14 protein-coding genes are annotated in these 20,403 nt (G+C 36.9%); 10 read left to right on the forward strand and 4 right to left on the reverse strand.

The features are described 5' to 3' along the window. The first annotated feature begins 138 nt into the window (after nucleotides 1-138). From SIB89_RS10495 to SIB89_RS10515, 5 genes are all read left to right on the forward strand, one after another. Nucleotides 139-4,710: a LamG-like jellyroll fold domain-containing protein gene (locus SIB89_RS10495; RefSeq protein WP_412559740.1), complete on the forward strand. Its 4,572-nt coding sequence runs from the start codon at nucleotides 139-141 to the stop codon at nucleotides 4,708-4,710. 131 nt (nucleotides 4,711-4,841) lie between these two features. Continuing rightward, a complete protein-coding gene (gene ileS, locus SIB89_RS10500; RefSeq protein ID WP_412559741.1) occupies nucleotides 4,842-8,246 on the forward strand; it encodes an isoleucine--tRNA ligase in 3,405 nt (1,134 codons plus the stop codon). Nucleotides 8,247-8,250: 4 nt separating this feature from the next. Then, nucleotides 8,251-8,634 (forward strand): TraR/DksA family transcriptional regulator, encoded by a 384-nt coding sequence (locus SIB89_RS10505; protein WP_155088070.1) that lies wholly within the window; start codon nucleotides 8,251-8,253, stop codon nucleotides 8,632-8,634. A gap of 26 nt (nucleotides 8,635-8,660) precedes the next feature. Next, complete coding sequence (locus SIB89_RS10510) at nucleotides 8,661-9,338, forward strand: hypothetical protein (protein WP_412559742.1); 678 nt, start codon at nucleotides 8,661-8,663, stop codon at nucleotides 9,336-9,338. Nucleotides 9,339-9,365: 27 nt separating this feature from the next. After that, a complete protein-coding gene (locus SIB89_RS10515; protein ID WP_412559743.1) occupies nucleotides 9,366-10,031 on the forward strand; it encodes a lipoprotein signal peptidase in 666 nt (221 codons plus the stop codon). Here the strand turns inward: SIB89_RS10515 and SIB89_RS10520 are convergent. From SIB89_RS10520 to SIB89_RS10535, 4 genes are all read right to left on the reverse strand, one after another. Further along, nucleotides 9,985-10,548 (reverse strand): 5-formyltetrahydrofolate cyclo-ligase, encoded by a 564-nt coding sequence (locus tag SIB89_RS10520; protein ID WP_412559744.1) that lies wholly within the window; start codon nucleotides 10,546-10,548, stop codon nucleotides 9,985-9,987. The genes SIB89_RS10515 and SIB89_RS10520 overlap by 47 nt on opposite strands. Then, complete coding sequence (locus SIB89_RS10525) at nucleotides 10,545-11,513, reverse strand: succinylglutamate desuccinylase/aspartoacylase family protein (protein ID WP_412559745.1); 969 nt, start codon at nucleotides 11,511-11,513, stop codon at nucleotides 10,545-10,547. Before SIB89_RS10525 ends, SIB89_RS10520 begins: the two co-directional genes overlap by 4 nt. Before the next feature lie 84 nt (nucleotides 11,514-11,597). After that, on the reverse strand, nucleotides 11,598-12,473 hold the full coding sequence (gene rimK, locus SIB89_RS10530; RefSeq protein ID WP_155088074.1) for a 30S ribosomal protein S6--L-glutamate ligase: 876 nt from the start codon (nucleotides 12,471-12,473) through the stop codon (nucleotides 11,598-11,600). Then, on the reverse strand, nucleotides 12,448-12,888 hold the full coding sequence (locus SIB89_RS10535; RefSeq protein WP_412559746.1) for an ATP-dependent zinc protease: 441 nt from the start codon (nucleotides 12,886-12,888) through the stop codon (nucleotides 12,448-12,450). Before SIB89_RS10535 ends, rimK begins: the two co-directional genes overlap by 26 nt. Nucleotides 12,889-12,979: 91 nt before the next feature. Between SIB89_RS10535 and uvrC the strand changes: the two genes are divergently transcribed. From uvrC to hppD, 5 genes are all read left to right on the forward strand, one after another. After that, nucleotides 12,980-14,773, forward strand: coding sequence for an excinuclease ABC subunit UvrC (gene uvrC, locus SIB89_RS10540; protein WP_412559747.1), 1,794 nt, complete (start codon nucleotides 12,980-12,982; stop codon nucleotides 14,771-14,773). Nucleotides 14,774-14,849: 76 nt separating this feature from the next. Further along, complete coding sequence (locus tag SIB89_RS10545; protein WP_412559748.1) at nucleotides 14,850-17,045, forward strand: patatin-like phospholipase family protein; 2,196 nt, start codon at nucleotides 14,850-14,852, stop codon at nucleotides 17,043-17,045. Between the two features lie 273 nt (nucleotides 17,046-17,318). Then, complete coding sequence (locus tag SIB89_RS10550; RefSeq protein ID WP_412559749.1) at nucleotides 17,319-18,476, forward strand: homogentisate 1,2-dioxygenase; 1,158 nt, start codon at nucleotides 17,319-17,321, stop codon at nucleotides 18,474-18,476. 39 nt (nucleotides 18,477-18,515) lie between these two features. Next, a complete protein-coding gene (locus SIB89_RS10555) occupies nucleotides 18,516-18,866 on the forward strand; it encodes a four helix bundle protein (RefSeq protein ID WP_412559750.1) in 351 nt (116 codons plus the stop codon). 46 nt (nucleotides 18,867-18,912) lie between these two features. Further along, nucleotides 18,913-20,073, forward strand: coding sequence for a 4-hydroxyphenylpyruvate dioxygenase (gene hppD, locus SIB89_RS10560; RefSeq protein WP_155088079.1), 1,161 nt, complete (start codon nucleotides 18,913-18,915; stop codon nucleotides 20,071-20,073). Nucleotides 20,074-20,403 lie beyond the last annotated feature (330 nt).

The following is a 20,403-nucleotide window of genomic DNA, read 5'->3' on the forward strand; positions in this document are numbered from 1 at the left end:
TATTGTAGTATATAAGATAAAACCAAACCTTATAATTTATCGTATAGATAATACACTCCCTCAAAATTACAATCCATTGAATTAGAAGTTTAGTTTATAGTACATAGATGCTAATAAGTTCAAAAACTATTAAAGCTTATGTATAAAAGACTACCCATTTTTATATTATTTTTAATAACACAGTCATTATGTGCTCAAACGAATGCCCCAAGTATTCAGACAGGAGTTAGTTTTCAATGGGCAGATTCTCAAACTTCTGCTAATCAAGCAGCGACGATAAAAAGCGTTACAGTTAATAATATTGTATATGAGAACTATGGTATACCAGCAGGATATACATTAACCCAGTTAGGTTCTAATGGCCATAACGTCAATAAAATTAGAAGAAACGGAACGTATGTTGAAACAACTAGTGCAAGTTCTACGTGGAATAATTCAGCATTAGCATCATTTCAGGATTTAAATTTAAATCATTATTTTGAGGCTAACGGTAATGGTCAAAATATATGCGATAATTATGCTGCAGAGCAGTCAACAACTGCTCAAAGACAAACCTTAACTTACGGAACAGGTATTTTTGCAAGTTCAAGTGGAATTATAGCAATTACTGAACGTAACGCAAATAATTGTTATCATGTTGAACTTTTCGGTATTCCAGTGGGAGGAGGAGCTGTTCAGTCATTAGGGGAAACTTTTGTTAACGAAACTTCGACAAAATGGGGTTATGGAGGTACTGGATCTAGCGGTAACATAGGGACTGCAGGAGCAATGAATCCACCGCCTTCAGGATCAGATTATTGGTTAAGCGACCGGGTTATAGAAAATAATGGTACAATCGGCATAGCTTTATTTTATTTGGATGACATTGCTCCGAATGGTTCAATTATTACCAGCGCACAATTAACAGCTTCTAGCAACGATCATGCAGATGGTAAGTTATTTATATTAACATTACCTGATCAGGATAAAGATGGGTTTAGCGATGTTGATGATTTAGATGATGATAATGATGGTATTCTAGATGTTGATGAATGTTCTGATTTAGGTAAAGAACCATTGCTTAATTCTGATTTTGAAGATTTAGATATCACTAATGGATTAGATGGTGGTCCTACAGATGTTGTACCAAATTCTGGAATTTGGAAAGGAGATGCAAGTAATGTTCCCAATTGGTTGAGTTCAGATGCTACAAACAATCATTTAGAAATATGGCATAATACCCAAACAGCAGGTAATGATGTAGGTGGTATGGCTTACTCAGGTTCGCAATGGGCTGAGGTTAACGCTACTACTAATGATGGATTATATCAAGATATACAAACGTCTTCAGGAGATGTGTTACAATGGTCTTTTGCGCATAGGAAAAGAACAGGATATGCAGGTAGTGCTCAAGAAGATGTGGTTAGATTATTGATTGGTGATCCCTCAGGAACCTTAACTGGTCAAGGAGATTTTAGTTCCGCAGGAGATTCATCATGGACAGTACATTCTGGAACATACGTAGTTCCAAATGGACAAACTACAACAAGATTAACTTTTACTGCTTTACAAGTAGCTGCAGGCGGATCAGCAACCACTTCGGGTAATTTTGTAGATAAAGTAGAATTGTATATACTTCCCAATTGTGAAGACACTGATAATGATGGGTTACCTGATTATTTTGACATAGACAGTGATGATGATGGAATACCTGACAATGTCGAGGCTCAGCCATCATTAGGGTATGTCGGGCCTAGCGGTACTGGCTCTGGAATTACAGATATAGATCAAAATGGTATAGATGATAATTTTGGATTAGGATTTACTATACTGGTTGATACAGATCAAGATGGAATCCCAGATTTTAGAGATTTAGACTCTGATAGTGATGGCTTACCAGATATTCAAGAAAATGGTCTGGCAAATGCAATTTCAGGATCAGATTCCGATGTCGATGGTTTAGATAATATTTTTGAAACAACAAACATTAATGATGCTTTATTAGATGTTAATGAAGACATAGAAGATCCAACAGATTTATCCATTCTACCAGACACCGATGGGGATTTATATATAGGAGGTGATTTAGACTACAGGGATGACTTGGATGTTTACCATGAAAATGCCACGATAGATTTTGATGGTTACGACGATTATCTGAGCGGCGACAGTCTTATTGAGGGCCTTGGGGAGCTGACGATAATGGCGTGGGTAAAGATAGACCCCTCAAATTCGGGGAACACCTATGCCACGATAGTTGGTGAGGGGGATGCGTTTAAGATCTTCGTCCAGGGAGGCAACGGTCTTCGTTTTTCAATGCGCACCACTGCGGGAAGCCAGCAGGGCATAAGCGGTACGAATATAAATTATGAAGAGTGGCACCATTTGGCCGCCACGTTCTCAAATTCTACAGGTAAACTGGTGTTTTATGTTGACGGGGAGGAGCAGGGCCAGCAGACCAATTCTGGCCTCGTTGGCAGGACGCTGAGCTCATCGGGTCTTTGGAACGGCAGTTTTGAAATTGGCCGCCGATCGATGGACTATACCAACAAGCAGTATTTTGCGGGAGACATCGACGAGGTAAGAATATTCGATTCAGCACTTACAGAAGAACAGATACGACAAATGGTCTATCAGGAGATAGAAGCGGACAATGGACTTGTAAAGGGGAAGGTCACACCGAAACAGATAAAGGACACCAAGACTCTTCAGACTGTGCCATGGTCGAGCCTCATGGGTTACTGGCCAATGACCGATATAAAGAGCAGTACCACGACGGACCACTCGGGAAATGGCAGGACCCTAAAGCTTATGAACATCAGGACGGTACAGGAACAGACCGCGCCAATACCCTATGAGACGGGCGGCAATGGTGACTGGACAAATGAAGGGACATGGTTGCACGGCGATGTCTGGGACATTGAAGATGTACCGAGCAACAAGGACTGGGGCATTGTCCACATTAAGCATAATGTTACATCCTCAGCGTCGCACACCAACCTGGCACTGCTGATAGACTCCGATAGGACCTTGACCATCAACGGTGACAACAAGGTAGAGAACAATTGGTACCTAGAACTGAACGGCACCTTGGATCTAATGGACGATTCACAGTTGGTTCAGACCGTTACCAGCGACCTGGTGACCTCATCCAGCGGTAGAGTTAAGCGTCGACAAGAAGGGACCAACAACAAATATTGGTACAACTATTGGGCCTCACCGGTTGGGGGTCAAGGTGCGACAAGCTTAACGGACAACAATACGACGAACAACAACCCCAATAATTCGGGCCATAGCCTGAACATGCTCAAAAAGGCCGACGCCAGTAGCTTTCAGTTTACCGATGCCTATGACGAGACGGGCAAGATAAGCAGGTTCTGGCTGTACAAGTACCAAAACGGCGTCACCTATTATGACTATGAAGGCTTTGATGAGAACACGGCACTGCAGCCAGGCGTCGGTTACACCCAAAAGGGCACCGGTATATCAGGGTCGGAACAGCAATATCTGTTTGAGGGAAAACCAAATAACGGTACCATAGTCGTACCGGTCACGGATACTGGGGGAAGCGGTTCCGTTCCCGCGGTTTCTAAAACGGACTACCTGTTGGGCAACCCATATCCATCTGCTTTGGACATCCATGAGTTCATCGATGACAATATGGGTGTCATAGACGGTACGATACAGCTTTGGCAGCAATGGAGCGGAAGCTCTCATTATCTCGATGAATATAACGGAGGCTACGCACAGGTCAATAAACTGGGCTCGGTAAGGGCATATCAGTTTGTGGGCATCGAAGGTGAGACCAATGGCAGCCAAGACGGCACCAAGACACCATCAAGGTACTTGCCGGTAGGGCAAGGGTTTATGACAGAGATTGAGAACAGTGGCAATATAGTTTTTAAAAACAGCCAACGAGTGTTTATTAAAGAATCAGACGCCAACGGGTCTTATAATAATGGGTCGGTGTTCTTTAGGGGCACTTCTAATTCGCAAAATGTAACTGAACAGCAAAATTCAGATCCAGAAGAGGATCCAATGCAAAAAATACGTTTAGAGTTCAATTCAGTTGATGGCCCTGCCACCAGGAGAGAATTATTACTGGGCTTTAGCGAAGATACATCGGACGATTATGATTACGGATACGATTCTAAAAATGTAGAGGAATACAGCGATGACCTCAACCTTGCTCTAGAAGATGAACTGATGACCATGCAGGCCTATGGTCCAATTACTGAGGATAAGGCGGTACCGCTGGTACTAAAAACTTCGGGAAGCTATAACTATACCATAAAGGTTTCCGAAATGGAAAATATCCCTGAGGCCCAAGAGCTGTATATAAAGGATAATTTAACTGGTGAATATTTCGATTTAAGAAATGAAGAGCAACCTTTTGAGTTCTCATCCGAAGAAGGTGAATTTAACGATAGGCTCGAGATCGTTTTCCAGCAACAGCAAAGCGAAACGCTGTCGCAGATAGAAGAAAACATTGAAGATATTAACCTTTATTATGCCATGGGAAGAAAGAAGATCGTGGTGCTGAACCCGACCAATGAAGATCTGAAGAGCATGGAAATAATAAACATGCTGGGACAGTCCGTTGCAAGGATCGGTACCTTCGAAGGCTCGTACAACGAGTATGGCTTGCCGCAACTGAGCGCGGGCACGTACATCGTAAACCTTACCACCGCAACGGGCGCAAGCATGACGAGGAAATTTATCGTAAAGTAAAACAGTGTTTTTAGTTAGTTAGTGGCAAAGGCCGTTCGGTAAGCATATCGAATGGCCTTTGTTTTTCAAGAACATCTAGACATTTTTAGCAAAAAATCCTTAATTTCGCACCTCGAAAAGAAATGCGAATAATGACTACAAAGTTCCCTGAATATAAAGGACTTAACTTGCCAAAAGTTGCAAAAGACATTAGCGACTATTGGGAAGCCAATAATATCTTCGAAAAAAGTGTAACCACAAGAGAAGGCAAAGAACCCTATGTGTTTTTTGAAGGTCCACCTTCTGCTAATGGTTTACCAGGTGTACACCACGTTTTAGCACGCGCTATTAAGGATATCTTTCCACGTTATAAAACCATGAAGGGCTTTCAAGTAAAGCGTAAAGCTGGTTGGGATACTCATGGTTTACCAGTTGAGCTTGGTGTCGAAAAAGAATTGGGTATTACTAAAGAAGATATCGGTACAAAAATAACAGTTGAAGCGTACAACGAAGCGTGTAAAAAAGCCGTGATGCGTTATACAGACATCTGGAACGACCTCACGCAAAAAATGGGTTACTGGGTAGATATGGACGATCCATATATCACTTATAAATCCAAGTATATGGAATCTGTTTGGTGGTTACTTAAGCAGATTTACGAAAAAGATTTAATATACAAAGGCTATACGATTCAGCCATATTCGCCAAAAGCTGGTACTGGTTTAAGTTCGCATGAGTTAAATCAACCTGGAACTTACCAAGATGTAACAGATACCACAGTTGTAGCTCAGTTTAAAGCTAATACAGATTCATTACCAAACTTTTTACAAAATGAAGGTGATATATATTTTCTAGCTTGGACGACTACACCTTGGACACTACCAAGTAACACAGCATTGACAGTTGGGCCAAAGATTGATTATGTTTTAGTTGAAACCTACAATCAATATACATTCAAACCAATGAATGTGGTTTTAGCTAAAAGTTTAGTTGGAAAACAATTCGATGGTAAATACAAACAAGTTGAAACCAAGCCAGAACTAATAGAATTTAAAGAAGGAGATAAGAAAATCCCTTTTTATGTTGTAAAAGAGTTCAAAGGAAAAGATTTAGTTGGGATTACCTACGAACAACTATTATCCTACGCATTACCAAACGATAACCCAGAAAATGCGTTCAGAATCATTTCAGGAGATTTTGTAACTACCGAAGACGGAACAGGCATCGTACATACTGCGCCAACCTTTGGTGCAGATGATGCTTTGGTTGCAAAGCAAGCTACGCCAGAAGTGCCACCAATGTTAGTAAAAGATAACAATGGTAATTTAGTACCACTGGTAGATTTACAAGGCCGATTTAGACCAGAAATGGGAGAGTTTGCAGGTAAATATGTTAAAAACGAATATTACAGTGAAGGCGAAGCACCAGAGAAGTCAGTAGATGTAGAACTTGCCATTAAATTAAAAATAGAAAACAAAGCCTTTAAGGTTGAAAAATATAAGCACAGTTACCCTAACTGTTGGAGAACAGATAAACCAATCCTTTATTATCCTTTAGACTCTTGGTTCATAAAAGTAACTGATGTAAAGGAAAAAATGGTCTCACTCAATGATACCATCAACTGGAAACCAAAATCGACAGGAACCGGACGTTTCGGTAACTGGTTAGCTAATGCAAACGATTGGAATTTATCACGTTCACGTTTTTGGGGAATTCCATTACCAATTTGGAGAACTGAAGATGGTAAGGAACAATTATGTGTTGGTTCAGTAGAAGAACTAAAAGCAGAAATAGCTAAAGCTGTTGAATCAGGCGTAATGTCTGAAGATATATTCGCTGATTTTGAAGTCGGTAATATGTCTGAAGAAAACTATGAAACTGTCGATTTACATAAAAATGTAGTCGATAAAATAGTATTGGTTTCACCTTCAGGGCAACCAATGAAGCGCGAAAGTGATTTAATAGATGTTTGGTTCGATTCTGGTTCTATGCCTTATGCACAATGGCATTACCCATTTGAAAACAAAGATTTCATAGATAAGAAAGAAGCGTTTCCTGCAGATTTCATCGCAGAAGGTGTTGACCAAACACGTGGATGGTTCTATACATTGCACGCTATTGGCACAATGGTTTTCGATTCTGTGGCATACAAAAATGTGGTATCTAACGGTTTGGTTTTAGACAAAAACGGACAAAAGATGTCTAAGCGTTTAGGTAATGCTGTAGATCCGTTTGAAACACTTGCTAACCATGGCGCAGATGCTACGCGTTGGTATATGATAAGCAATGCCAACCCATGGGATAACCTAAAATTTGATATTGAAGGTGTAGAAGAGGTAAAACGTAAGTTTTTTGGAACGTTGTATAACACCTATTCATTTTTTTCACTTTATACCAACCTAGACGGATTTAATTATTCAGAGGACGATATCCCAATGAATGAAAGACCTGAGCTCGATCGTTGGATTCTTTCAGAATTAAATACATTGATTGAAAAGGTTGATGCATTTTATGCAGATTACGAGCCTACTAAGGCGGCAAGGGCCATTTCAAGCTTTACTCAAGATTACCTGAGTAATTGGTATGTGCGTTTAAGTAGAAGACGTTTCTGGAAAGGTGATTACCAAACAGATAAAATTTCAGCATATCAAACGCTCTATACATGCATGATTACTATTGCAAAACTCGGAGCTCCAATTGCACCGTTCTTTATGGACAGGTTGTATTTAGACCTTAATGCTGTAGCGCAAAAAGAGAATTTTGAAAGCGTGCATTTGGCAGAGTTCCCAAAAGCTGATAAAAGTGCTATAGATAAAGTGTTAGAACGAAAAATGGAAAATGCACAAACAATATCTTCATTAGTATTATCGTTGAGAGCTAAGGAGAAGATTAAAGTGCGTCAGCCATTGCAGAAAATTATGATTCCTATTGATAATCAACAGCAAAAGGAGGAGATTAAAGCAGTTTCTGATTTAATAAAACACGAAGTAAACATAAAAGAGATTGAGCTTTTAGAGGATGCTTCAGACATTTTGGTTAAAAAAATTAAACCAAACTTTAAAGTGTTAGGTCCTCGATTTGGAAAGGATATGAAGTTGATTTCCAACCTTATAAGTAATTTTTCGGCTGAAGACATTAAAAATATCGAGCAAAATGGTACTTTAGACGTTGAAATTAACGGAAAAAGTGTTACTTTAGAATTAGGTGATGTTGAGATTACATCCCAGGATATAGAAGGTTGGCTTGTGGCTAATGAAGGTGCATTAACAGTAGCTTTAGATGTTACAATAACCGAAGATTTACGTAAAGAAGGTATTGCACGTGAGCTCGTAAACCGTATTCAAAATTTACGTAAGGATTCTGGGTTTGAAGTCACAGATCGAATTGATGTGCAACTTCAGAATGACGAATCAGTAAAAGCTGCAATAGCTTCAAATGAGGAGTATATTAAATCAGAAACTTTAACCGAAGAATTACAAATTATGGACAAAGTAAACAATGGTATAGAAATTGCTTTTGACGAGGTAAATACCAAACTGTTTATACAAAAACATTAATATTATGGCAACAGATACTACTAATAGATATTCAGATAAAGATTTAGAAGAATTCAGAGTTTTAATTCAAGAAAAGATTGATAAAGCTGAGCACGATTTAGAACTGATAAAAAGTGCTTATATGAATGATCATAACAATGGTACGGATGATACGTCACCAACATTTAAGGCGTTTGAAGAAGGAAGTGAGACTATGAGCAAAGAAGCAAACTCTGCTTTGGCCATACGACAAGAAAAGTTTATTCGTGATCTAAAAAACGCATTGATTAGAATTGAAAACAAAACCTATGGTGTATGTCGTGTTACCGGAAAGCTTATTAACAAGGATCGCCTAAAGCTAGTGCCTCATGCAACTTTGAGCATCGAAGCAAAAAACATGCAGAAGTAACAAGTTCCTGCAACTGTAGGAATTCTATGACAAAAAAACAGATTTGCAATTACAAATACAGACCTCACAGGTTTCTAAAACCTGTGAGGTCTTTTGTTTTAGTGTTTTGTCTTGTATTTTCTTACTGTGGTAATTCTCAAAACATACTGACAAAGTCCATAGATGCAACTGCCATTGAAACTATTTCAATACAAGGCAATCAAATTTTCAATATTTCGGTTGTAACGTCTAAAACGAATCTCATTGATATAACATCAACATTAGATGGTGAATACCAAAGTAAATATCAGATAATAACTGAAGAAAAAAACAACAAACTTACACTTCGATTAGAGTTTATGTCTTTTGAAGATGTACCAGACAACAAGAGAAATGCTCATAAAGTCATTGCAGCAACTCTACATCTTAAAATCCCGGAAAACCTTAATTTAAGTATTCATAGCGATATTGGCTCTACAGATGTTATTGGAAATTTCAATATGCTTTCCATAGAGCTTTTGCAAGGGTACTGTAATGTTAATGGGTTGGCTAAGAACGGCATTATCAATACTATTGACGGTAATATTAGCGTTGTTACCAAAGATGGGAAAATTATTGCATCATCTAAAAATGGTGAGGTAGTTAAGGACAGCTTTAATCCATCGCAGTCTCTGTGGAATTTGAAATCCATTAATGGAGATATAACTGTTGCCAAAAAAGAATAATAATTTACATTTGTCTAAAATCGCTTAATGTCCCTAAAGAAAGCTTTATTTATCATCATCCTCATTTTACTGATAGACCAGATCAGCAAAATTTATATCAAAACACATTTTGCGTTAAATGATGACATCACTGTCTTTTCATGGTTTAAAATCGCTTTTGTGGAAAACGATGGCATGGCATGGGGAACTAAGCTGAGTGATTTTTTCACCTTTATTTCAGATAGATCAGCCAAACTTATCTTAACCTTATTTAGAATTGTAGCTGTAACTTGTATTGGGTTTTGGTTGGTAGATGTCACTAAGAAAAAAAAGTCTAAAACATTGATTTTTGCAATTTCCATAATCTTTGCAGGTGCTTTAGGGAATATTATTGATTCTGTGTTTTACGGCGTATTATTTAGCGATAGTGACATGCAGATCGCTACATTTTTACCAGAAGGAGGCGGTTATGCTGAAGTATTTCATGGTAAGGTGGTAGATATGCTGCATTTTCCCATTTGGAGTGGAGTGCTACCAGAATGGTTACCATTTTTTGGTGGAAAATACTTTTCTTTTTTTGACCCTGTTTTCAATGTCGCTGATATAGCTATCAGTACAGGTATCGGGATTTTAATTGTATTCAATAAAAAAGCTTTTAATGACAAGCCTAAAACTGAAATATATGATTCGGAGTCACACAATAATCTAACTTAACATCATTATCTACGGCTTCAAAATTCTCCGTTTCAGCTTCAAAAAACGATAAACCTATTTTAATGGTTTCTGGTTTACATTGTTTCAAAAACCTGTCATAAAATCCTTTTCCGTAACCCACTCTATTTCCTGTTTTGTCAAACGCTAAAAGCGGTACAAAAACTACTTCTAATTGTTCTGAAGCGATAGGAATTCCGTCAATTGGTTCGGGAATGTTATAGTTGTTTTTTTTAATTGTTGTACTATCTGTGAGGAGATAATGTGTCATCGAAAAATCTTCAAAATTACTTTTTGAAATGACGATATTTTTATCTTTTCCTGCTAGGATATTTAATATGTATTCTGTGTTGATTTCCTTTTGTTCTTCTATGGTCAAGAAGATGTGATAGAAGGATTTATCCCAAATATCTAATTTTAGCAACTGATTGGCTATAGAAAGACTATAATCTTCAATGTCATCAAGGGATAATGGCTTACGAAGTGATTTATATTTTTTTCGGAGTTCGGATTTTGTCACGATTCGGTTTTAGTGGTAATGTGAAAAATAGCATCACCTTGATAAATTATTGGTGATTCATTAACATTAAAAATATAGCCATTATTTGGTGCTTTTACAAAATGGTTAAAACTACCGTAAGGATCTGTAATATGTCCAAGAACATCTCCTTTTTTTACTTCAGAATTAATTGAAACTGAAGATTTAAACATGCCAGAATAACTAGCTCTAATCCATTTACTCTGTAATATATTTACACAAGATTTTTTTGGCTCAGACACCTTAAATTTTGAACCTAACATCCCTAAATGATGTAGCACGCGTTTAGCTCCATTAACACCTGTATTGGTGATGTGATGGTCTATATGAAAGGATTTACCGCCTTCATACAACAAAATAGGGATGCCCAATTTGTGACAGGTGCTTCTGAATGATTTCTTGATGTTTTTAGTATATAATACGAATGGAGCACCAAATATTTGTGCTAATTCATTTAGACTTTTTTCCTCTTTTATAACACGAATTTGGGCAGAATTGAAACGACCAGCACCTCCTGTATGAAAATCCAACACCAAATCTGCATGCGGTAAAATTTCGGTCACCAATTTAAAAGCTACTCTACTTGCTAATGAACCACCTTTTATGCCAGGAAATACACGGTTTAAATCTCGGCCATCAGGGAATTCTCGATCCATGTGGATAAATCCAAAAACATTAATGACAGGAATACATATAACCGTCCCTTTTTTAGGCTTATTGATACCCTTGGCAATAATCTGACGTACAATTTCCACACCATTTACTTCATCTCCATGAATACCAGCTGTAATTAACACTGTAGGTCCAGGCCTTTTGGAGCGTTCAATAATCACCGGAACATCAATTGTGTTTTGGGTATGCAGTTTTGCAACATTAAAGCTAACCTTGGCACTTTCTCCTAGTCCTACTTTTTCTCCAAGAATATGTAATACTTCTTTTTTGCTCATAAAAATTAGCCCATCCTTACCTTCCTGCTTCAACTGCGCTAAGCACAGGCTTCGAAAGGGACTCTCACGCTTGGGCAAAAGAGTCTATTTTGTGTTTCTTTCAATAAAAGTAATAATAGCTCTCGCTATATTTTTTTGTGTTGCCCTTTCAATACCTTCCAAGCCTGGCGTAGAGTTGACTTCCATAATCAAAGGCCCTCTTGAGGATTGTAACATGTCTACTCCGCAAACTGGCAACTTTAGAGCACGTGCGGCTTTTATCGCCAATTTTAATTCATCTTCAGAAAGTCTAATTAAATCAGCACTTCCTCCTCTATGTAAATTAGAACGGAATTCACCATCCTTACCTTGACGTTTCATAGCCCCAACAACTTGTCCATCTACAATCAATGCTCTTAGATCGGCTCCTTTGGCTTCGGCTATATATTCCTGTACTAAAGCTCTTGCTTGAAGTCCATTAAAAGCTTCTAGAACCGATTCGGCAGCATTTTTCGTTTCTGCCAGTACCACTCCCAGACCTTGTGTGCCTTCCAATAATTTAATAATTACAGGTGGTCCGCCAACATGTGCCAAAACTTCTTCAACATCACGAGAGTAATTTGTAAAAACTGTTTTTGGCATACCAATACCAGCTTTAGATAAACGCTGAAAACTTCTCAATTTGTCACGAGAACGTATGATGGCATCAGAGGAAACGGTTGTAAAAACGTTCATCATTTCAAACTGACGTACAACAGCGCAGCCAAAAAAAGTGACCGACGCGCCAATTCTAGGGATAATGGCATCGACATAATCTAAATATCTGTCCTTATAATAAATGGTCGGTTTTTCTTTTTCTATAATGATATCGCACTTTAGAGGGTCGATAATTTCAATTTCATGCCCTCTATTTTCGCCTTCTTCTACGAGTCGCCTGGTAGAATATAAATGTGCATTACGCGAAAGAATTACAATGTTCATTAGTGTACTTATAGGATTGGTTGTCTAGGTCAACATCGACCAAAAATTTTTGTTTTAGAAATTGACGGCCAATTAATACCGGAAATTTCATATCGTCTCTGGTGCTTAAAGTTAAGTTAATCTTATAGCTTTTTCCAAAGAATATAGCAGTTGTTTTAATTTTATAGCGGTTTTCCTTGTGGCCATTACTGCTCTTTACATCTGTGTAAGTGTAATTTTCAAATACCACTTCCTTACTATTAAAATTGGGATGACCTTTACTTTTAAAAGTGCAATATAGTTTGCCATTAGCCTCACTAATTTGTGAGCAATGTATGGCAGAGGTGTAAGCGCCAGTATCAATTTTTACATCGATACTTTTAAGCAGTAATTCGGGAAAGTCTATCTTATCGACACGCCCCAAAGTTTTTTTCATATGAAATAAAATTTTTAAAAAGTGGCGCAAGATAGTGATAAAGTCTATTGAATTTGCACAATTATTTTTACGAATTCTTACCTTTGATTCAATGCCAAAAACTGCCTTAGATATTCAGATAAAAACCCTTCCGCACCAACCAGGTGTGTACCAATATTTTGATGCCGATGATAAATTAATTTATGTTGGTAAAGCTAAGGATATAAAAAAGCGGGTGAGCAGTTATTTTACGAAGCATCACGATTATGGTAAAACACGTGTATTGGTTAAAAATATAGCGTCGATAAAACATATTGTTGTAGAAACTGAAAATGATGCCTTGCTGTTAGAGAATAATCTTATAAAAAAGCATCAGCCAAAGTATAATGTGATGCTTAAGGATGATAAATCCTACCCTTGGATTTGTATCAAAAACGAACGCTTCCCTAGGATATTCCCAACGCGTAGAGTAATAAAAGATGGCTCTGAATATTTTGGGCCATACACCAGCATGAAAACCGTAAGAACGCTTTTAGACCTAATCAAAGGCTTATACCAATTACGGACTTGTAACTATGATTTATCCGAAGCTAAAATTGAAGCAGGAAAATACAAAGTTTGCTTAGAGTATCACCTCGGAAACTGCAAAGGCCCATGTGAAGGCTTAGAAACGGAGGAAGAATATCATTCTAATATCACAGCTATTAGAGAAATCTTAAAAGGGAACTTTAAAGACTCGCTACAACAGTTTAGAAAACAGATGAAGCGACACGCGGAAGCCATGCAATTTGAAGATGCCCAAAAAATTAAAGAAAAGCTAGAAATTTTAGAGAACTACCAGGCTAAATCAACAATTGTAAATCCTAAGATTAGTAATGTAGATGTGTTTTCTATTGTAAGTGATGAAACCTATGCTTTTGTTAACTTCTTACAATTAAGTTATGGTTCTATCATAAGGTCACATACACTTGAGCTGAAGAAAAAGCTTCAGGAATCAGACAAAGAACTTTTAGAGTTAGCAATTACTGAGATAAGACAACGGTTCAATTCAAATTCTAAGGAAATTTACGTGCCGTTTAAGATTGACTTAGGTGAAGAGGTGAAAGTAACAGTTCCAAAGCTTGGGGACAAAAAGAGCATTGTGGATTTATCTAAACGTAATGCGATGTATTACAGAATGGATAAATTGAAGCAAATAAAAATTGTAGATCCAGATCGTCATGCCAATAGAATTATGGCACAAATGAAAGCTGATTTACGGTTGTCGGAAGAGCCAAGACATATCGAATGTTTTGATAACTCTAACATACAAGGAACAAATCCTGTGGCTGCTTGTGTAGTGTTTAAAAATGGAAAGCCGAGCAAAAAGGATTATCGTCATTTTAATATAAAAACAGTTGAAGGTCCAGATGATTTTGCTTCTATGGAAGAAGTCGTATATAGACGCTACAAAAGATTACTTGAAGAAGATCAACCATTACCACAGCTCATTATCATTGATGGTGGCAAAGGGCAATTGTCCTCGGCATTAAAAAGTTTAGATGCGCTTGGATTGCGAGGTAAAATAGCAATCATCGGAATTGCTAAACGTTTAGAAGAATTATTCTATCCAGATGATCCAATTCCATTATATTTAGACAAGAAAAGCGAAACTTTAAAAATCATACAACAATTACGTAATGAAGCACACCGTTTTGGTATAGAACACCATAGAAATAGAAGAAGTAAAAGTGCATTGACCACTGAGCTAGAAAATATTCCTGGAGTAGGCGAGCAGACCATTATAGATTTAATGAAGCGTTTTAAAACCGTAAAACGAATTGCCAATGCGAAATTGGATGAACTTGAAGCGGTAATTGGAGTAGCAAGAGCAAATAAAGTGTATAATTATTACCATAAAGAATAAATTCATTTTGAAATTATCACCCACATATAGACAAAGGATTAATAAGTTAAATCTTGTTTTTTTCTTATTTTTTCTAGTGTATAACTTAAACAGTATACATGCCCAAGAGGATGAACAGCCAAAAGTAGGTCTGGTTTTAAGTGGTGGTGGGGCTAAAGGGTTTGCGCACATTGGAGCATTAAAGGTTATTGACAGTTTGGGTATAAAGATTGATTATATTTCAGGTACAAGCATGGGAGCCATTATAGGTTCTTTGTACGCTACAGGTTATTCTGGTAAACAGCTAGAGAATTTGTTTAATACTATCGATTTTGATGAATTGATAAATGATAAATTCCCTAGAGCATCAAAACCTTTTTACGAGCGCGATAATTCAGAAAAATATGCTGTTAGTCTCCCGTTTGATAGGTTTAATATAAGCTTACCTTCTGCGTTGTCTCGTGGGCAGAGTGTCTATAATTTACTATATCAAATGATGCTTCCTGTAAACAACGTAAGAGACTTTGAGAATTTACCAATTCCTTTTTTTTGCATTGCTACAAATATAGAGACAGGAGAATCCATAATTATGGATAAAGGGAATTTAGCTGAAGCCGTAACTGCAAGTGGTGCGCTTCCGTCTCTGTTTCAACCTGTCATAATTGATGATAAAATATTGATAGATGGAGGAGTTACCAATAATTTTCCTGTTGAAGAGTTAAGGGCTAAAGGTATGGATATTATTATCGGTGTAGATGTTCAAGATGCACTTAAGGACAGAAAATCGTTAAAATCGGCGCCTGAGATTTTACTTCAGATCAATAACTTTCGCACTATTAACGCTATGAAAAAAAAAGCTAGTCTGACAGATATCTACATAAAACCAGATATAGCTGAATTTTCTGTTGTTTCGTTTAGTGAAGGGGAAGATATTATTGCCAATGGTGAGGCAGCAGCTAGAGCTAATATTGCCGAATTGCTAAAGGTAAAAAAACAGCAAAGCACTTATTCAGAAAAATCTAAGCTTCAACTTTTAGATAGCATTAAAATCAACTCTATAAATTTTACTGGAAATGAAAGATATACAAGAGCTTATCTTTTGGGGAAACTCAAGTTTAAGGATAATGAAAAGATAAGTTATAATGATTTTAAGGAAGGTGTAAATAACCTCATAGCAACCAACAACTTTAACACGCTCCGGTACTATTTAGAACCCTCTTCAAATAACAAAGGGTATAACTTAATGGGAGAAATTAGAGAGTCAGAAGTATCTACCTTTTTAAGATTAGGCGTTCATTACGATGGCTTGTATAAAAGTGCAGCTTTGGCCAATATTACAAAAAAAAGATTACTGTTTAATAATGATATAGCGTCCTTAGATATTATTCTTGGCGATAATTCTAGATATAACTTCGATTATTTCATCGACAAAGGGTTTTATATCAGTATAGGTGTTAAGTCGCGTTACAATAGTTTTAATAAAAATATAAATCCATTACTTGTATTAGAAGAGGATTCTCCTTTGTTAACCGGACTGAACAAAATTGACGTAGAACTCACGGATTTCACCAATCAAATTTACTTACAGACCATTTTTAGAAAAGACTTTGCGTTAAGAGCAGGTGCAGAGTATAAACGCCTTAAGATAACTTCGGAAACGATTATAGATAATAATCAAGAAGATGAATTTACTTTTGAAAACACAGATTATTTTAGTGTCTATGGTAATTTAATTTTTGACGATTATGACAATTTTAATTTTCCTAAAAGCGGATTTTATTTTAATGGGGATTTTCATTTATATCTCAATGCGTCAGATTTTAACACCGATTTTCAGCAGTTTTCAATAGCCAAAGCCAATATAGGATATGCATTTAGCTTTACAGATCAACTCGCCCTAAAAACTGAAACGAGTGGTGGCTTTAAAATTGGAGATAACTCCACAACGACTTTAGGTTTTGGTTTAGGTGGCTATGGTAAAAATTTCATTAATAATTTTCAATCCTTTTATGGCTACGATTATTTAGCCTTATCGGGCGATAGTTTTGTAAAAGCAACCTTTACTTTGGATTACGAAATTTTTAAAAAGCATCATATCCTCTTAGCTGCTAATTACGCCAATATAGAAGACGGGATTTTTGAAACAGGCGAATGGATTACAGCGCCAGATTATAGTGGTTATGCTCTGGGTTATTCTTTAGAAACGTTTCTCGGGCCTTTAGAAGGGAAATATACATACTCACCAGAAACAGGCGATGGTTATTGGTTCTTTAATCTTGGGTTTTGGTTTTAAGTTAAAAAATTATCAACTTTGTAACTCATATGAAACCATTCTGGGCAAACATAAAACTACACTTACACTTCCTTATCAAAAGGAACCCAGAATAGCATTTGTCTCATCCTGAACGGTTATGCTAAACTTTTCTGCACTGAGTGAGCAGAGTCGAAGTGTCGAAGTCTTATTTCAGGATATCTTTAATTTAGTTTTCATTTTTTGTACCTTTAAACGTTGCTGGTTTATACCAAATCAACGAATAAACAACTCAACAATTAAACAAGATTACAAATGCCATTTTATCATAAATTAGGAAAAATTCCACCAAAACGCCATACACAGTTTAAAAAACCAGATGGTAGTTTTTACTATGAGCAATTGTTTGGTACTATAGGTTTCGACGGAATGTCAACCAATAGTTACCACGAGCAACGACCAACTCAAGTAAAAGAAATAAAGAAACAATATAGTGTCGCACCAAAAGTGGCGAAAGCCAATAACATGCAATCCTATCGTTTTCATGGATTTAAGATAAAGCCTGAAAACGATTATTTAGATAGTAGAAAGATTGTTTTAACCAACAGCAATTGTAGCATTATACTTGCAGCTCCAAAAAAATCCACGGAAGATTATTTTTATAAAAACACGGATGCAGACGAGCTTATTTTTATCCATAAAGGCACAGGTAAACTAAGAACGCATCTCGGTAATTTAGACTTTAAATATGGAGATTACCTGTTGGTGCCAAGAGGCATTATTTATAAAATAGATTTTGATACAGAAGACAATCGCTTATTTATTGTAGAGTCTAGACGACCAATCTATACACCTAAGCGATATCGCAATTGGTTTGGGCAATTATTGGAGCATTCACCATTTTGTGAGCGCGATTTACGCCAGCCGCAAGAACTGGAGACCTATAATGAATCTGGTGAGTTTTTAATCAAGATAAAAAAGCAAGATGACATATTTGATATGGTCTATGCTTCGCATCCTTTTGATGTAGTGGGTTACGATGGGTACAATTATCCCTATGCGTTTTCAATTCACGATTTCGAACCGATTACAGGGCGAGTACATCAACCACCACCAGTGCATCAAACTTTTGAAACCGATGCTTTTGTAGTGTGTAGCTTTGTGCCACGTTTATATGATTATCATCCTTTAGCTGTACCAGCACCATACAACCATAGTAATATAGATAGTGATGAGGTGTTATATTATGTAGATGGCGATTTTATGAGCAGGAATGATATTGACAAAGGCCATATTTCATTGCATCCTGCAGGTATTCCGCATGGACCACATCCAGGAGCAATGGAACGCAGTATTGGTAAGGTGAAAACAGATGAGCTGGCAGTAATGGTAGATACATTTAAGCCATTAAAAGTAACAGAAGAAGCATTGAAAATTGCCGACGGAGATTATTATAAATCTTGGTTGGAGTAAATATTCGGAGAAGAGAAAATAGAGAATAGAGAAGAGAATATGAAAAGACACAATTACAAGAATTTAAAGATTTGGAATTTAGGTATTGAAATTGTAGATGATGTTTTTAAATTGACTGACAATTTCCCAAACGAAGAAAGATTTGGTTTGGTGTCACAAATAAATAGATGTACCGTGTCAATGCCAAGTAATATAGCTGAAGGTTCTGCCAGAACAGATAAGTCGTTTTCTCATTTTATTGATATTTCACTTGGCTCTTCATTCGAACTCGAAACACAACTAATTATAGCGAATAAAAGAAAGTATATAACAAAAGAACAATTAATTAAGATTGAAGATAAAATAGCAGAGTTTCAAAAAATGACAATGAGTTTTCAAAACAAACTCTAAAGTCATTTCTCTTGTTTCTCTTCTCTCTTTTCTATAAAACAATACGATGAGTAAAGAAATAAAATCCGTTGATTACGGTCTAGAAAAAATATTCGAAGGAGCGCAAGATTTTCTTCCGCTTTTAGGAACAGATTATGTAGAATTCTATGTAGGTAATGCAAAGCAAGCAGCCCATTTTTATAAAACTGCCTTTGGTTTTCAGTCGTATGCCTATAAAGGATTGGAAACAGGAAGCAAAGACACCGTGTCTTATGTTTTAAAACAAGATAAAATCAGACTGGTGCTTACGACGCCATTAAGCTCTGAGAATCCAATAAACGACCATATAGTGAAGCATGGTGATGGAGTTAAAGTAGTAGCACTTTGGGTAGATGATGCACGTAAGTCTTACGAGGAAACCACAAAACGTGGTGCCAAATCCTACATGGAACCAAAGGTTGAAACAGACGAGTTTGGTGAAGTGGTGAGAGCGGGAATTTATACGTATGGAGAAACCGTACACATGTTTGTAGAGCGCAAAAATTACAATGGCGTATTTATGCCTGGATTTATGAAATGGGAGTCCGACTACAACCCAGAACCAGTAGGTTTAAAGTACATAGACCATATGGTAGGTAATGTAGGTTGGGGCGAAATGAACACTTGGGTAAAATGGTACGAAGATGTCATGGGATTCGTAAACTTCCTATCGTTTGATGATAAGCAAATCCATACCGAATACTCTGCACTGATGAGTAAAGTAATGAGTAATGGTAACGGAAGAATAAAATTCCCAATTAACGAACCTGCAGAAGGGAAAAAACGTTCTCAGATTGAAGAATATTTAGATTTTTACGAAGGACCAGGTGTGCAACATATTGCAGTGGCCACTGACGATATCATAACAACCGTTTCTCAATTGCGTGCCAGAGGAGTTGAATTTTTATCCATTCCACCAGAAGAGTATTATAGAGCCGTACCAGGACGATTAGAAGAATTCAGCCATGAACTCAGAGAGGATATCGAAACCTTAAAAGGCCTTGGCATTATGATAGATGCTGACGAAGAAGGTTATTTACTTCAGATTTTCACAAAACCAGTAGAGGATAGGCCAACCTTGTTCTTTGAGATTATTCAACGTATGGGAGCTCGTGGCTTTGGTGCAGGTAATTTTAAGGCTTTGTTTGAGTCTATTGAAAGAGAACAGGCTAAGAGAGGTACTTTATAAAAAAAGCAAAGCGCGTTTAACTCCCTACTGATAAACGCGCTTATAAAAACCAACTCTTAATTCTAATTGTACATCGAGTTTAAAATAGATGTACTTTGGTTTGCTCTACTCTAGCATCGAAAAACTTCAAAAATGTGAGCATTAATCGAAGATATTTTTAAATAGACTATAGTTTTTGCTTGTGTTTCAGGGTTTTAATAGATTTGGAACAGTAATTGTAATTAAGATAATTGTAACATAAAAATTGCGTTACATTATTTAAATTTACAAACTGAAGATGATGACACGAGCATGTTAAAAGTTTATCGGTTTATGGAAGTATAAATTGCG

Origin of the sequence: Winogradskyella sp. MIT101101, from assembly GCF_047126865.1 — a bacterium.
GTDB classification, from domain to species: domain Bacteria; phylum Bacteroidota; class Bacteroidia; order Flavobacteriales; family Flavobacteriaceae; genus Winogradskyella; species Winogradskyella ouciana.

Excerpts from the sequence above, each read along its gene's own strand:
- SIB89_RS10515 (WP_412559743.1), top strand. The coding sequence starts at position 9,366 with ATGTCCCTAAAGAAAGCTTTATTTATCATCATCCTCATTTTACTGATA.
- SIB89_RS10510 (WP_412559742.1), top strand. The coding sequence starts at position 8,661 with ATGACAAAAAAACAGATTTGCAATTACAAATACAGACCTCACAGGTTT.
- SIB89_RS10535 (WP_412559746.1), bottom strand. The coding sequence starts at position 12,888 with ATGAAAAAAACTTTGGGGCGTGTCGATAAGATAGACTTTCCCGAATTA.
- rimK (WP_155088074.1), bottom strand. The coding sequence starts at position 12,473 with ATGAACATTGTAATTCTTTCGCGTAATGCACATTTATATTCTACCAGG.
- SIB89_RS10555 (WP_412559750.1), top strand. The coding sequence starts at position 18,516 with ATGAAAAGACACAATTACAAGAATTTAAAGATTTGGAATTTAGGTATT.
- SIB89_RS10505 (WP_155088070.1), top strand. The coding sequence starts at position 8,251 with ATGGCAACAGATACTACTAATAGATATTCAGATAAAGATTTAGAAGAA.
- uvrC (WP_412559747.1), top strand. The coding sequence starts at position 12,980 with ATGCCAAAAACTGCCTTAGATATTCAGATAAAAACCCTTCCGCACCAA.
- SIB89_RS10550 (WP_412559749.1), top strand. The coding sequence starts at position 17,319 with ATGCCATTTTATCATAAATTAGGAAAAATTCCACCAAAACGCCATACA.
- ileS (WP_412559741.1), top strand. The coding sequence starts at position 4,842 with ATGACTACAAAGTTCCCTGAATATAAAGGACTTAACTTGCCAAAAGTT.
- SIB89_RS10525 (WP_412559745.1), bottom strand. The coding sequence starts at position 11,513 with ATGAGCAAAAAAGAAGTATTACATATTCTTGGAGAAAAAGTAGGACTA.
- hppD (WP_155088079.1), top strand. The coding sequence starts at position 18,913 with ATGAGTAAAGAAATAAAATCCGTTGATTACGGTCTAGAAAAAATATTC.
- SIB89_RS10495 (WP_412559740.1), top strand. The coding sequence starts at position 139 with ATGTATAAAAGACTACCCATTTTTATATTATTTTTAATAACACAGTCA.